Annotated in this window: 16 protein-coding genes; 11 read left to right on the top strand and 5 right to left on the bottom strand. The window is 58.9% G+C overall.

Translation table 11 applies throughout. The features are described from left to right. From OXF42_07010 to OXF42_06995, 4 genes are all read left to right on the top strand, one after another. The coding region (locus OXF42_07010) for an MBL fold metallo-hydrolase (protein MCY4047833.1) at nt 1-630 on the top strand (630 nt) is incomplete at its 5' end. 3 nt (nt 631-633) lie between these two features. After that, nucleotides 634-906 (top strand): hypothetical protein, encoded by a 273-nt coding sequence (locus OXF42_07005; GenBank protein MCY4047832.1) that lies wholly within the window; start codon nt 634-636, stop codon nt 904-906. Beyond that, nucleotides 907-1716: a 16S rRNA (adenine(1518)-N(6)/adenine(1519)-N(6))-dimethyltransferase RsmA gene (rsmA, locus tag OXF42_07000; GenBank protein MCY4047831.1), complete on the top strand. Its 810-nt coding sequence runs from the start codon at nt 907-909 to the stop codon at nt 1714-1716. Next, on the top strand, nt 1716-3203 hold the full coding sequence (locus OXF42_06995; GenBank protein ID MCY4047830.1) for a leucyl aminopeptidase: 1488 nt from the start codon (nt 1716-1718) through the stop codon (nt 3201-3203). The genes rsmA and OXF42_06995 overlap by 1 nt, the downstream gene beginning before the upstream one ends. A 12-nt stretch (nt 3204-3215) precedes the next feature. Here the strand turns inward: OXF42_06995 and polA are convergent, their stop codons facing one another. Together polA and OXF42_06985 are read right to left on the bottom strand one after the other, a co-directional pair. After that, nucleotides 3216-5756 carry a DNA polymerase I gene (gene polA / locus OXF42_06990; protein MCY4047829.1) on the bottom strand — a complete coding sequence of 847 codons (2541 nt, stop codon included), beginning with the start codon at nt 5754-5756 and terminating at the stop codon, nt 3216-3218. Next, entirely contained in the window at nt 5753-6340 is a 588-nt protein-coding gene (locus tag OXF42_06985) for a hypothetical protein (GenBank protein MCY4047828.1), read from the bottom strand. The genes polA and OXF42_06985 overlap by 4 nt, the downstream gene beginning before the upstream one ends. Before the next feature lie 42 nt (nt 6341-6382). On the opposite strand from OXF42_06985, the gene ffh reads away from it, so the two are divergent. The 6 genes from ffh (at nt 6383) to rplS (ending at nt 10427) form a co-directional block, all read left to right on the top strand. Next, complete coding sequence (ffh, locus tag OXF42_06980) at nt 6383-7696, top strand: signal recognition particle protein (GenBank protein ID MCY4047827.1); 1314 nt, start codon at nt 6383-6385, stop codon at nt 7694-7696. A 77-nt stretch (nt 7697-7773) separates the two neighbouring features. Further along, nucleotides 7774-8022, top strand: a complete 249-nt coding sequence (rpsP, locus tag OXF42_06975) for a 30S ribosomal protein S16 (GenBank protein MCY4047826.1) — start codon at nt 7774-7776, stop codon at nt 8020-8022. Beyond that, nucleotides 8007-8252: a KH domain-containing protein gene (locus OXF42_06970; protein ID MCY4047825.1), complete on the top strand. Its 246-nt coding sequence runs from the start codon at nt 8007-8009 to the stop codon at nt 8250-8252. Before rpsP ends, OXF42_06970 begins: the two co-directional genes overlap by 16 nt. After that, nucleotides 8245-8766, top strand: a complete 522-nt coding sequence (gene rimM, locus OXF42_06965; protein MCY4047824.1) for a ribosome maturation factor RimM — start codon at nt 8245-8247, stop codon at nt 8764-8766. Before OXF42_06970 ends, rimM begins: the two co-directional genes overlap by 8 nt. Next, nucleotides 8763-10061 carry a tRNA (guanosine(37)-N1)-methyltransferase TrmD gene (gene trmD, locus OXF42_06960; GenBank protein MCY4047823.1) on the top strand — a complete coding sequence of 433 codons (1299 nt, stop codon included), beginning with the start codon at nt 8763-8765 and terminating at the stop codon, nt 10059-10061. The genes rimM and trmD overlap by 4 nt, the downstream gene beginning before the upstream one ends. 12 nt (nt 10062-10073) lie before the next feature. Continuing rightward, on the top strand, nt 10074-10427 hold the full coding sequence (rplS, locus tag OXF42_06955) for a 50S ribosomal protein L19 (GenBank protein ID MCY4047822.1): 354 nt from the start codon (nt 10074-10076) through the stop codon (nt 10425-10427). Nucleotides 10428-10452: 25 nt separating this feature from the next. Here rplS and OXF42_06950 read toward each other — a convergent pair whose 3' ends face one another. The 3 genes from OXF42_06950 to OXF42_06940 are packed head-to-tail and all read right to left on the bottom strand — an operon-like array spanning nt 10453 to nt 13511. Beyond that, nucleotides 10453-11190, bottom strand: coding sequence for a CDP-alcohol phosphatidyltransferase family protein (locus OXF42_06950; GenBank protein ID MCY4047821.1), 738 nt, complete (start codon nt 11188-11190; stop codon nt 10453-10455). 3 nt (nt 11191-11193) lie between these two features. After that, nucleotides 11194-12906 carry an arginine--tRNA ligase gene (gene argS / locus OXF42_06945; protein ID MCY4047820.1) on the bottom strand — a complete coding sequence of 571 codons (1713 nt, stop codon included), beginning with the start codon at nt 12904-12906 and terminating at the stop codon, nt 11194-11196. Next, on the bottom strand, nt 12903-13511 hold the full coding sequence (locus OXF42_06940; protein MCY4047819.1) for a histidine phosphatase family protein: 609 nt from the start codon (nt 13509-13511) through the stop codon (nt 12903-12905). Before OXF42_06940 ends, argS begins: the two co-directional genes overlap by 4 nt. A gap of 1 nt (nt 13512) precedes the next feature. Between OXF42_06940 and OXF42_06935 the strand changes: the two genes are divergently transcribed. After that, nucleotides 13513-14025, top strand: a complete 513-nt coding sequence (locus OXF42_06935; GenBank protein MCY4047818.1) for a hypothetical protein — start codon at nt 13513-13515, stop codon at nt 14023-14025. The last annotated feature ends 231 nt before the right edge of the window (nt 14026-14256 follow it).

The following is a 14256-nucleotide window of genomic DNA, read 5'->3' as shown; positions in this document are numbered from 1 at the left end:
AAATGCGTTGCGGGCGGGATGTTTCTCACCAACTGCTACATTGTGGGGGACGAGGAGGCCGGAGAGGGAATCCTCATTGACCCGGGCGAGCAGATAGTTGAGATCATGGCGGAGATTGAAAAAACCGGCCTCAAGATCACGCGCATCATCAACACCCACACCCACATAGACCATGTGGCCGGGGCGCAGGCGGCAAAGGAAATGCTTTCCGTCCCGTTCAGCATTCACGAGAAAGAGCAGCCCGTGCTTGACATTCTTCCCGAAGCGTGCCGGAGGTATCCGGAGTTCGGCAATGTGCGCAAGCCCGATGTTGAGGAGTATGTTGAAGACGGGCAGACGGTTGAGGTCGGCTCCCTTCGCGCCGAGATCGCCCTCGCCCCCGGACACACGTGGGGAAGCGTCTGTCTCATTTTTGAGAAAGAAGAGGTGATCTTTTCGGGCGACACACTTTTTGCGGGAAGCGTGGGCAGGGTTGACCTCACCGGCGGGACAACGATGGAGGAACTTGTCGGCTCAATCAACTCGGTGATAATGACCCGCCCCGACAGTTTTGCGGTGCTTTCCGGGCACGGCCCCGGAACCACGGTCGGCATAGAGCGGGAGTCAAACCCGTTTCTGCGCGCCTTCTGATTTATGCGCCGCGCCCTCATCATAGCCGCGGCTGCGTTTTTTTCAGTTTCGGGCGTTCTGTTTGTGTTTGAAGTGAATCAGTTTCTGTCCATCCGGAGCGGCACGGACAAGGTGAAAAAACGCATTGCGCGGCTTGCCGCCCGCAGAGACCGGCTCAACGCCCTTTCATCCGCCGCCCTGAACGCCGCCGGTAATGACCCGCACACCGAGCGGCTCATAAGGGAGAAACTGGGGCTGATAAAGCGGGGCGAAAAGGTCTTTATCTTTGACAGGTAAATGGCTCTTCCGGTTTCACCAGACAAGCGGCTCGGGCAGAATTTTCTTGTCCACACGCCCACCCTTGAGAGAATATGCGCCTCGGCGCGCCTGACGCCCCCGGACGAGGTTGTTGAAATCGGCCCCGGTCTCGGGCATCTGACCCGTGTGCTGCTCAAAAGCGGCGCGAGGGTCTCCTCCATAGAAAAAGACCCGCGCCTCGCGGATGTTTTATCCGAAGAGATAACCTCAAACCGGCGGTTTTCCCTCATCCGGGCGGACATTCTTGACGTTGGTTTTGACCGCTTTTTCAAATCCTCCCCTCTCAAACTGGTCTCAAACCTTCCGTATTCCATAACCTCGCCCGTTCTGAAAATGCTCGCCGGGGGGCGGAGTATGTTTTCGCTTGCCGTCCTGATGGTGCAAAAAGAGGTCGCCCTGCGTGTGTGCGCCCGCCCCGGAACCCGCGAGGCCGGCGCGATTTCCCTGTCAATCCAAATGGTTTTTGACGCCGAAAAACTTTTTGACGTGCCGCCCTCCCGCTTCAAACCCCGCCCCGCCGTTACCTCGTCCGTCATCCGCCTGACACCCCTTTCCGCTCCGAGAATTCCGGTCTTAAGCGAGGAGTTTTTCAGTAAAACCGTCCGCGCCGCGTTCTCCGTGCGAAGAAAGATGGTTCGCAACTCGCTCCTCTCCGCCTTTGAGAAAAACGATGTCCTCCGCGCCCTTGACGAGGCGGGAGTTTCCGGCGGCGCAAGGGCGGAGAGCCTGACGCTTGAGCAGTTCGCCCGGATATCGGATAGATTGTTTGAGTCTGCGGGAGGAACGTAATGAAAACCGGATTCACTTTAACGGGAAAAAGCGGGGCGCACCGCGCGGCGGCGGATTTGCTTGTCGCGGGCGTGAACGCGGGAGACTCAAAGCGCATAGCGGAACTTGACCGCCGCCTTGGCGGCGCCGCTTCGCGCGGGATTGAAAAGACCTCCGCGCGCCTCGGCTCGTGTTTTGTTGTTGACACAATGGGGCGGCTTCCCGCCCGGGCGGTGGCCGTTGCGGGGCTTGGCGAAAAGAAAAACTTTTCCGCTCCGGGCGACTGCTTCAAGGCGGCGTCCGCGGCTGTCAGGGCCGCCGGGGGGGGCGGGCTTAAAAAGGTTGTTCTGGATTTTCCCGGCCTGTCTTCAACTGCGGCGGGCGTCCGCGCGCTTCTGGAAGGCGCGCTGCTCGGCGCATACAGGTTTTCAAAATACAAGGGCGGCGGCGGGACGCCCGAAGGCGGGCCGGACGCTCCGGAGCGGATAGCAGTGGCGTCGTCAATATCTTCCGCCGCTTTCAAAGACGCCTCCCGCCTTGCCCTCGCCACGGCGGAAGGCGTCCGCCTGTGCAGAAACCTTGTAAACGAGCCGCCGATGTCTCTCACTCCCGCCGCCCTTGCGGAGGCGGCGGAGGTTATGTGCGCGGAGGAGGGGCTTGAGTGCGCGGTCATCACGCCCGAAGAGATGGAGAAAAGGGGCATGGGCGGGCTTCTCGCCGTGGGCGGCGGAAGCGCGAATCCGCCCCGTCTGATTCACATGAAATACCGCCCGTCTCCGGCGGGGCGGGCGCGCAAGGTCGCCATTGTGGGCAAGGGCATCACCTTTGACTCCGGCGGCCTCAGCCTGAAGCCCGCCGATTCAATGAGAAATATGAAGATGGACATGGCGGGCGCGGCGGCGGTCATCGGGGCGATGAAGGCGGTTTGCGCCGTCCGTCCGCGTGCGGAGGTTCACGGCATAGTGGCGTCCGCCGAAAACATGACCGGCCCCGCCGCCTACAGGCCGGACGACATAGTTACCCCCATGAACGGCAAAACGGTTGAGATAGTCAACACGGACGCGGAGGGAAGGGTTGTTCTCGCGGACGCGCTCAGCTACGCGGTGGAGCTCGGCGCGCGGGAAATCGTTGACCTCGCCACTCTCACCGGCGCGTGCGTGGTGGCCCTCGGCGGCAATACCGCGGGCGTTATGGGAAACAGCCCCGAAGTGGTAAAAAACATACTGCGCTCCGCCGCCTCGGCGGGCGAGGCGATGTGGGAGCTTCCCCTGTCGGAAGACCTCGGAAAAGATATAGAGAGCGACTTTGCGGACATCAAAAACGCCGGGGGCCGCGCGGGCGGGGCGATAACCGCCGCGCTGTTTCTTGAGCACTTTGTTTCCGCGACGCCGTGGGCGCACATTGACATTGCGGGCCCCGCTTACCGGGAGAAGGGGGGCGACTGGCATCCAGTGGGAGCGACCGGTTTCGGCGTCAGAACGGTTTTGGACTATCTGTCGCGCAAATAACAGGGGAGGGTTTTATGACATGTCAGCCCAGTTCGGGCCGCGCTTTGTTTCAACCTTCATCGCCGTCTTGAGTTCAAACGGGGTGTTTTCCATTTCCTCTTTCACAATTCCGGCGAGCGCGTCCGCCTCTTCCGCCGCCGCCTCAAATATGAGTTCATCGTGAACCTGAAGAATCATTGACGATTTCATACCCGCCATTTTGCGGTGGATGGCTATCATCGCCGCGTTTATTACGTCCGCCGCCGAGCCCTGAATGGGCGTGTTCATCGCCGCTCTTTCGCCGTTTTTTATTTTGACCCTGTTCTTTGAGCGCAACTCCGCTATGGGCCGCCGCCGCCCCGAAACCGTCTCCGCATAGCCCGTTTTTTTCGCCCTTTCCGCAGACTCCGCCATATAACTGCGGACGCGCGGGTAGCGGCTGAAGTATCTTTCCATATACTCGCGGGACTGTTTGACGGACACGCCGAGCTGCTTTGACAGCCCGAACGGGCTTATGCCGTAGATGATGCCGAAGTTTATGTTTTTTGCGAGCCGCCTCATTTCGGGCGTGATGTCGCTTGCGCCGAAGATTTCCGCCGCCGTGGATGAGTGTATGTCCTCGCCGTTTTCAAACGCCGCGAGCAGTTTTTCGTCTTCCGAAAAGTGGGCGAGCAGGCGAAGGTCTATCTGCGAGTAGTCCGCCGACAGCAAAGTGAACCCGTCCGCCGCCCTGAACGCCCGCCTTATCCTCCTGCCCTCCCCGGTCTTTATGGGAATGTTCTGAAGGTTGGGGTCGCTTGAACTGAGCCGCCCGGTGGAGGTTCCCGCCAGCCCGTATGAGGTGTGAACCCTGCCGGTGAGGGGGTTCACCAGCCGGGGCAGGGCGTCAACATAGGTTGACTTGAGTTTGGAGAGTTCCCTGTATCTCAATATCATCCCCGGGACGGGGTGGAGCAGCGCAAGGCCGGTCAGAACCTCCGAATCGGTGGACGGCGCGCCCCCCGCCGTAGTCTTTGAAGGCGTGAGGCCCAGTTTGCCGAAAAGCAGGTCTCTGAGCTGGGCGGTTGAGTTTATGTTCAGCCTTCCCCCTGCGGCGGAAAAAATCTCGTCTTGCGCGAGGGCAATTTTGGATGCGAATTCCCCGGAGATTTCCGCAAGCAGTCCCGTGTCAACAAAAACCCCCTTCCGCTCCATGTCCGCCACAACGCCGGACAGCGGCAGGACGCGCTCGCGGTAGCTTTCCGTGAGTCCCGCCGCGTCCATGTCCGCCGACAGTTTTTCATGGAGTTCCAGTATTGCCCAGCACCCGGCGCACTCGTCCGCCGCCTCGTCTCCGCCCCCGCCCGCCGCGCGCCCCAGATGAGCCCTCGTCAGGTCCGCCACCGAGTAGCCCGAAAGGGACGAGTCAAGAAAATGCGCCGCCGTCATTATGTCAAAGCAGACGCCTTTCATCTCCGTTCCCGTCCGTCCGAGCGCGAGAATCTCACGCTTGATGTTCCAGCCCGTTTTTTTGATTTCCGGGTCGCACGCGAGTTCTTTGACCGCCCCGGCCTCCTCCCCGCCGCCGAGCGGCGCGTAGCAGGTTTTCCCGTCGGCAAGCGAGAGCGCCGCCCCGGCAATCTCCCCCTCCCCGGACAGCCGCAGGGACAGGCAGACAAACTCCGCGCCCTTGAAAAACGCGCGGAGGGTTTCAGAGTCCGTTATAACCTCAAAGTCCCGCTTTTGCGCCGGTTCGCTCACCGCCCCGCCGAAGCCGAGTTCCGAGTAAAGCGCGTTCAGTTTTTCGGTGTCCGGCGGTTTCCGCAGAAATGCCTCGCGGGCGGTTTCGGTTTCCACATCGGTTTTGAGGACGGCGAGCCTGCGGCTCAAAAACGCCTTTTCCCTGTCGCGCTCAACCCGCTCCCTCTGTTTGCCTTTCAGGTCCGCCGTGTTTTTGTAAATCTCCTCAAGCGAGCCGTATTTGCCGAGCAGTTTCGCCGCGGCCACGGGACCCACGCCCTCAACGCCCGGTATGTTGTCCGATGAGTCTCCCACGAGGGCGAGATAGTCAACAAAACTTTCGGGCGGAACGCCGTATTTTTCAACCACCCCCCGCGCGCCGGTCTTTTTGTCTTTCCCCGTGTCAAAAAGCGTAATCCTGTCGGACACAATCTGGCAGAAGTCCTTGTCCGCCGTAACCAGAACCACCTCGCCCCCGCGCTCTTCCTCCGCCTTTGCCACGGTCGCCATAAGGTCGTCCGCCTCAAAGCCCTCCCTCTGGACAACCCGTATGCCCATCACGGCGGTGAGTTCCATTATCTTTTCAATCTGGACGCTCAGGTCTTCGGGCGGCGCGCCCCGGTTCGCCTTGTATTCGGGGTAAATCTCCTTTCTGAAGGTGTCGGTTTTTGAGTCAAACACCACGCCGAAATAGGCCGGGTCAAAATCGGCCAGAAATTTTTTGAGCATGTTTGAGAATCCGAAAACCGCGTTTGTGGGAAAACCGGACGGCGATGTGAAATCCTGGCGGACGGCGTAATACGCCCTGAACACATATGAACTTCCGTCTAACAGGTAAAGCGGGGGCGCGCTCATGCCGCTTTCTTCACCGCGCGGTAGGCGAACGCCGGGGGCACATTGCGCCACTCAACCGGGGTCTTGCTGACCTCGCCGAATGCGGCCTCAAGATTTTTTTTGAAGTTTCTTCCCGAAGGCAGCATGTGCGCGGGCGTGTATGCGAAAGAAACGAAAACGCCGCCCGGGCGAAGGGCCTCGGCGGCGGCGGAAAGTATCTTTTTTTGAAAACCGTCTGAAAAAATCGCCCACGGCAGGCCGGAGACTATTCTGTCGCACCCGTCAATTCCCAGTTCTCTCAAACACCCGGCCGTTTTCGAAGCGCAGCCGTTGAACACATGCGCGCCGGGGAAATCGCTCCGTATCCGCGCGGCAAAGTCGGGGTTTACCTCCATCGCCACCAGTTTGGCGGACGGGTTCATGCGCCCGGCTATCTCTTCCGTGATAACGCCCGTTCCGGGGCCGAACTCAACTATGACCTCGGCGTTCTCAATCTCCGCCGCGCCCACCATGTGGCGAGCCAGCCGCCCGGACGAGGGCAGGAGGGAAGCGGTTTTAAGCGGGTGCGCCAGAACGTTTTTCAAATGCAGCGCGATTGACGGCATTCCCCATTTTAAGAGAAAAAATCGTCTGTTACAATCAGGGTTGTGTTTGAAACAATATCGGAAAAGTTTTCGGCGATACTCTCCCCGGTCAGGGATAGCCAAACCCTGACCGAAGAAAGCATAGACAAAACTCTCAAGGCCGTCCGCATGAGTCTGCTTGAGGCCGATGTCAACTTCCGTGTGGCGGGTGATTTTGTTGAGGCGGTAAGGAAAAAGGCGGTCGGCTCTGAAAGGCGGAAGGGGCTTACTGCGGGGCAGCAGTTTGTTCAAACCGTTCAGGAGGAGCTCACCCGGTTTCTCGGCACGGAGAACAGGGGGCTTGAAAGAAAAGGCGGCGGCCCGTTGCGCGTTATGACGGTCGGGCTTCAGGGCGCGGGCAAAACCACGTTCTGCGCCAAACTCGCCGCGCTTGAGTTAAAAAACGGCGCAAAACCGCTGCTTGTTCCCGCCGATGTCTACAGGCCCGCCGCGGCGGAACAACTCGCCACTCTCGCCCGCGCGGTCGGCGCGCAGTTTTTTGAGCCGCCCGAAGGGGCGAAACCGGAAGACATTTGCGCGCTTGCCGGGGAAAGCGCGGCGGAGCGCGGCGTTGACACGGTGATCTTTGACACGGCGGGGCGTCTCCACATTGACGCCGCGCTTATGGAGGAGTTAAAGAGGATAGACGGCGCGGTTGCGCCGGGCGAGATACTGCTTGTTGCGGACGCGATGTCCGGTCAGGACGCGGTGCGCGCGGCGGAGGGGTTTGCCGGGGCGCTGAACATAAGCGGGGTGGTTCTCACCAAGATGGATGGCGACGCGAGGGGCGGAGCCGCGCTCTCAATCCGCGCCGTAACCGGGAAGCCGGTCAAATTTTTTTCAACCGGTGAAAAGCCGGATGACCTTGAGCTTTTTCATCCCGAAAGAATCGCTTCGCGCATACTCGGAATGGGCGACATGCTGACCCTGATTGAGAAGGCCCAGACGGCGTTTTCCGAAAAAGAGGCGGAAAAAATCGCAAAGAGGGCGGAGAAAAACCGCTTCACTCTTGAGGATTTCAGAAAGAGCATAACCGCGCTTGAAAAAATGGGGCCTGTGGAGAGTCTGGCGGCCATGGTGCCCGGCGCGGGCGCGCTTGCCGGTAAAAGCGGAGCGGCGGACAAGGCACGCCGCTCCATGAAAACCGGAGCCGCCATAGTGGACTCAATGACGCCCCGTGAGAGGAGAGACCACAGGATAATCAACTCAAGCAGAAGGAAGCGCATAGCAAGGGGAAGCGGCACAACCGTGGCGGAGGTGGACAGGACCATCAAAAACTTCATCAAGATGCGCTCCGTTATGAAAAAGGGCGGCGGGATGAAAATGCCGCCCGCATGAAAATTGGAACTGCGCCTGAAGTCGTATACACTTGCAAGTCTGAAGCGGGCGCGCGCCGTCCGTGAGGAGGAGAGGTTTTGGTAAGAATAAGACTCACAAGAAAGGGAGCGGCGAAAAGGCCGTTTTACCGCATTGTTGCCGCGGACTCGCGCAGGTCGCGGGACGGCAAGTTCCTTGAAATTCTCGGGCATTACGACCCGGTGAAACGTCCGCATGAACTCAAAGTTGACGAAGAGAAGGTCAAGCGGTGGATATCAAAGGGCGCTCAGCCGTCCGACACGGTCAAAAAACTTATGGCGGGGCTTGAAAAATGGAAAACAGCCTGAAAGACCTGCTTAACTATCTGGCGACCTCAATAGTGGACGAGCCGGACAAGGTTGAAATAGAAGAGGAACAGATTGGCGACGGCAAAACCGCCCTGCGCCTCAGGGTGGCCCAGCCGGACATGGGGAAGATTATCGGCAGGCAGGGCAAGACCGCCAAAGCCATAAGGGTTCTGCTTTCCGCCGCCGCCGCCAAGCGCGGCATCTTTTTCACGATGGACATCGTTGACTGAGCGGCTGATTGAATACGGGAAGATAACAAAGCCGCGCGGTTTGCGCGGCGAGGTGAGGGTGGTCGCCTTCAGCGGAGACGCCTCCGCCCTTGAGACCGCCTCCCGCGTCTTTGTAAAGCCGGAGGGGGCGGACACTCCCCGGCCCTTTAAGATAACGGACAGAAAGGTGAGCGGCGCGTCCGCGGTTCTTACTTTTGCGGGCGTTGACACGCGCGAGGGCTCAGACGGCCTGCGCGGGGCGTCCGTGATGGTGGCGGCGCAAGACCTTCCGGAGCCGGGGGAGGGCGAGTATTACAATTTTTCCCTCATCGGGCTCGCCGTTGCCGAGGGCGGGAAGCCGCTCGGCGCGGTTACGGAGATTGTTCAGGGCGGCGGTCAGTCCGTGCTTGTCGTAACGGACGGCGGCGGCGGTGAAATTCTGATACCGATGGCGGAGAAGTTTATAGAGAGAATAGACGGGGAGGGCGGAACGGTGGTTGTGAAAAACACCGCCGCGCTACGTTCGGAGGGGTGAAATACGAGATCATCACAATTTTCCCGGAGTTTTTTGACTCCGTTTTCTCGTGCGGGATTATCTCAAGGGCGAGAGACAAAGGGCTTGTTGACATCAAGGTGCGCAACCTGAGGGATTTTGCTTCGGGCGTTCACAGGGCGGTTGACGACAGGCCCTACGGCGGCGGCGAGGGGATGGTGTTTATGCCGGAGCCGCTCGGCGGGGCGATTGAGGCGGCAAAGAGCGGCGGGGGCAAAACCGTAACGCTTCTCACATCTGCGCACGGCGCGCCGTTTGACGCAAAACTTGCGCGCCGCCTTATGGATTTTGACAAAGTGGTCATCGTGTGCGGCAGATACGAGGGGGTTGACGAGAGGGTGAGCCGCCTCCACACCGACATGGAGGTTTCAATCGGCGACTACATAGTTTCCGGCGGTGAATACGCCGCCGCCGTTATTGTGGACGCGGTGTCGCGCCTTGTTCCGGGCGTGGTGGGAAACAGCGGCTCCACCGAGGATGAGTCGCTTTCCGGCGGGCTGCTCGGCCCCCCGCAATACACGCGCCCCGAAAACTACCGGGGCGAGGACGTTCCCCCGGAGCTTCTTTCGGGCGACCACGGCGGGATAGACAGGTGGCGGCGCATGGCGCGCGTGGAGAACACCGTGCGCAAAAGGCCGGAGATTCTTGACCGCTCAAACCTTACAAAAGAGGAGACCGCCGCGCTGTGGGAGATGCAGAAAAATACCGCGCCGGACTACAGGGCGTATGTTGCTTTGCTCCACCACCCCGTATATAATCGGAGGCTTGAAACCGTGGCGTCCGCCTTCACCAGTCTTGACATTCATGACATAGCGAGGGCTTGCAGGACGTACGGGGTGAGAAGGTTTTTCCTTGTAAATCCGGTGGAGGGGCAGCGCGAGCTCGCCCGCAGGGTTGTCCGCCACTGGACGGAAGGCGCGGGGGCGGAGTTCAACCCGACCCGCAAAGAGGCGATGAGCATAGTGGGCATAAACAACAGCCTTGACGAGGTGACGGCGGAGATAGGGAAACTTGAGGGCGCAAGGCCGGAGTTGATAGCGACCGACGCGAGGTTTGACGGAAACATGACGGGATACGCCGAAATGAGAGAGAAGATACTGGCGGCAGACCGCCCCTACCTGCTCCTTCTCGGAACGGGGTGGGGAATTGTCCGCGAGGTGATAGACTCCGCAGACCACCGCCTTAAGCCCGTAAAGGGATACGGCGACTACAACCACCTGCCGGTGCGCGGCGCGGCGACGGCGATAATGGACAGGCTTTTTTCATGCGTTTTTTAACCGGAGGGAGCGATGAGCAACATTACGGACGAATTTGAAAAACAGGAGATAAGGACGGACCTTCCCGGCTTCCGTCCGGGAGACCTGATAGCCGTTCACTACAACATCCTTGAGGGCGACAAGAGAAGAAACCAGGTGTTTGAGGGAACGGTCATCGGAATGAAGGGCGGCGGTTCGCGCGAGACCTTCACGGTGAGAAAAGTTTCCTACGGGGTCGGCGTTGAAAGGATATTTCCGTCCCACTCCCCGCTCATAAACAAAATTGAGGTCAAACGCCCCGGCAGGGTCAGAAGGTCCAAACTCTACTACATGCGCGGCCTTTCCAAGAAAGCCAGCAGAATAAGGGAAAGGGTGAAGGGCGGCTGAGCCGCGCCCCGTGTTTTCCGGTTTTTCAGGAATCAGGCGTCTTCCACGGGTTTGCTCCGGCAGTCGGGCCGGAGGAGGCCGCCTCTATCTCTCTCAAGGTGTGTCTCACACGTTCAAACGCCGTATAAATTGAGAATGCGAGCAGGGCAAGCAGGGCGAGTTTGACCCCGTAGTTCTCCCCCGTAAAACCGAACGGACGGGCGAGCCAGTCCACAATGAAATTGAGAAGGGACGCCACGCCCAGATAAACCACTCTCTCGGTTCTCTGCATAAGCCCCATGTCGCAGCGGATGCCGAGCCCCTCGGCGCGCGCCCTGATGTAGCTTACAAAAACCGAAGAGCCGACCACAAGCAGGATTATGTAGATATAGCCCGAGTCGCGGAGCAGGCTCATCACGCCCAGATAAACCAGCACCTCGGCCACCCGGTCAACGCATGAGTCAAGGAAAGCGCCCCTCGGAGACGAAACGCCGAGCGCGCGGGCGAGCCGTCCGTCAAATATGTCCGCCGTTGAGCCCGCAAGAAGCAGCACGCCCGCGAGAAACACAAACCCCTTGGAGAACATCAAACCCGCCGCCGCCGAAACAATCAGAGTCGTATAGGTGAGCGCGTCCGGGTGGCAGCGTTTCTCCACAAGGTAGTCCTCAATGGGCTTTATGAGCATAAGCCACAGTATCTTCACGCTTGAGCCGAGAATCTTTGTGCCTTCGGGGTTCTTGCCCTCTTTGCTCCGGCTTGTTATGTCAACTGTTTCCCTGTCCATTGCTCACATTCTCTCCGGCGCGCCGACCCCCGCAAGGCCCAGCCCGTTGCGAAGCGCCGTCGCCACGCACTCGCACAGAAAAAGGCGCGCGGACGACAGCTTTTTGTCTTCGGTGATAACCCTGTTCGCATTGTAGTAGGAATGGAAAGCCGATGCAAGCCCCTGAAGGTAGAACGCGACCTTGTGCGGCGCGAAGTCGCGCGCGCTGTCGCTCACGACATCGGGAAACGCAAGCAGTATTTTTGCAATTTCAACCTCTGCGGCAAGTTCAAGCGTCTCCAGATGCTCCGCAGACGCGCTCATCCCCTGCTGTGAGGCCTTGCGCTTTATGCTTGCCGTCCGGGCGTGGGCGTATTGCACATAGTAAACGGGATTCTCGTTTGAGGTCTTTTTTGCGAGTTCAAGGTCAAAGTCCAGATGGCTCTCCGCCGCTCTTATAAGAAGAAAGAAACGGGTTGCGTCCGCGCCGACAAGTTCCGCCACCTCGCGGAGTGTTACGTAACTGCCCGCCCGTTTTCCCATTGCCTCCTCTTTGCCGTCCCGCACGAGGCGGACAAACTGTATCAGCAGCGTCTTCAGTTTTTCATCGTCAAGCCCCAGAGCGCGCATCGCCGCGGCGAGACGCCCCACATGGCTGTGATGGTCGGCGCCCCAGATATTTATCAGCCGCCCGCCGTTGCTTCTCTCAAACTTGTTCATGTGGTAGGCGATGTCCGCTATGAAGTAGGTGGGCGCGCGGTCTTTTTTTCTCAGAACCCAGTCCTGGGAATCGCCGTATTTTGTGGCGGCAAACCAGAGCGCGCCGTCCTCCCTCTTAACCGCGCCCGCCCGTTCAAGGGCTTCCATCGCGCCGTCCGCAAGCGTCCGTCCCCGGTCGTTTTCCGTGTGAATTGTGTCTTTTTCGCTTACCCAGTTGTCAAACTCAACGCCGATGAGGCGCAGGTCATCCCTTATTGCGCCGAGCAGTTTTTTATACGCTCTCTCCCCGCATCTTTCGGCGGTCTTCTCTTCTCTAATTTGTTTTATTGCTTCTTCGTACGTCAAATTCTCAGACCTCTCCATGAATTCGCGGATAATGTCATCATAGATTTCTCTGCTGATTTCGTCGGCAATAATATCGATTTCTTCGCTGGCCATAATGTCCTTAATGTAGTCCCCCCTGTAGCCATCCGCCGGAATTTCCCCGCCCGTCATACTCGCCAGCACGGACTTGCCCAGCATCTCCATCTGCCTGCCCGCATCGTTGATATAAAACTCCCGCTCAACCCCGTATCCGGCAAACTCAAGTATGTTGCCCAGCACATCCCCCACAACCGCGCCGCGCGCGTGCCCGAAGTGAAGCGGGCCGGTGGGGTTTGCGCTCACGAACTCAAGCAGCACATTCTCGCCCCGCTCAGGGGACGAGCCGAAACGCTCTCCCTGTCGCAGTATTTCCGGCAGTCGTGAGACCACCGCGGACGGTTTCATAAAGAAGTTGACAAACCCCGGCCCCGCGACTTCAACCTTCTCAAACAGGTCGCCGTTTTTTTGCAGCATATCGGCAAGGCTCGCCGCCAGTTCGCGCGGGTTGCCGCCCGTTTTTTTTGCCGCCGTCATCGCGGCGTTGGTTGAAAAGTCTCCAAACTCCCTCCGCTTCGGGGTCTCAATATCAAAGCCTCCTCCGCCACCGCAATCCGCAAGGGCGCGTTCAACCTCCCGTCTTATAATGTCTTTCATTGCGCCCCGTCCAGATGAGATGTGTCGTTCACGGCGGTTATCCGATACCCGCCGCCGGAGCAGGAAACCACTGTTTTTGAGGTTGCGTCTATCCTGAACTTTTTGACCGACAGGGGCTCGCCGGTAAAGAGGCACAGCATTGAGATGATGGTGAGGTTGTGCGTTACCACGACAATGTTGCCGTCCGGCCAGTTTGCCGCAAGGCTCTCAACCCCCCTCAGCGCCCGCGCCTGAACCTCGCCCAGTGATTCGCCTCCCGGTATGCGGAAGGTTTCGGGGTCTTTCGCCCACATTTCCATTTCCTTTGAGTGTTTTTCGCGTATTTCTGAAAACTGCGCGCCCTCAAAATCGCCCTGGTCCATCTCGCGGAATTCGCTTTTCACTCCGATATCAAGCCCGTGGTGTCCGGCGATTGCCCGCGCCGTTTCGGCGGCGCGCGACAGGCCGCTTGAGAAGATCGCGTCTATCCTTTCCCCTTTCAGCGCCTCGCCCAGCCGGCGGGACTGCATTTTGCCCGTTTCATTGAGCGGTATATCGCTTGCCCCCTGGCATTTCTGGAGGCGGTTCCACTCGGTTTCTCCGTGTCTTACAAGGGTGAGAATCATAATGAGATTTGAAGCGTTCCGCCCAGCAATTTACACTATAAAACCGCCGGAGGTGGGTGTTATGAGAAAAATCACCGCAATTGCCGCCGTTGTTGTTGCGTTGTCCGTTTCGGTCAACGCGAGCGCCGGGGCGTTTGACTACAATCCCAAGTCTGTCATTGAGGAGAGTTTCTACCTTGTGCCGCACGAAAACAGGGAAGAGTTTTTGCGTCTTTACCGCGAGCGCATGTTTCCGTTCTGGGAGGAGATGCGCCGGATGGGCGTCATCAGGGGCCGTTACCGCATGTTCTCCCAGCGTCTGCACACCGCCAAGCCGGTGTGGACTTACAAAACGGTGGTTTACTTCACGGACTACGCCTCGGTGGACAAGTGGCTGAACTTGCGCGACAAGGTGTTTAACCGGCTGTTTCCCGGAGAGGGCGGATACAAGGCGGCGCGCGCTAAAATAGACGCCCTTTACAAACCCGAAACCCACTGGGACGAGTTCATAAGGGAAGTGCGGCTGGACAGGTAGGAGAAAATCCGGAGCAGAGACTTCCCATACCTGACCAAAATGGAGTATACTCCGAAATAGTCTGACTATTTCGGAGTAAGTTCCAGATGAAAACAACAGGGAGAATACTGGATATTGACCTGCCGCAAGGGCAATCGGCCTTTCTGTGGGGGCCCCGCAAAACCGGCAAATCCACTTGGCTGAAGCAAACTTTTCCCCGCAGCATCGTATTTGATTTCCTGAAAACGGATG

The organism is Candidatus Dadabacteria bacterium, from assembly GCA_026708565.1.
Lineage (GTDB): Bacteria > Desulfobacterota_D > UBA1144 > Nemesobacterales > Mycalebacteriaceae > Mycalebacterium.
Note: the sequence above shows the minus strand (reverse complement) of the source record. Positions and strands in the feature narration are given on the sequence as shown.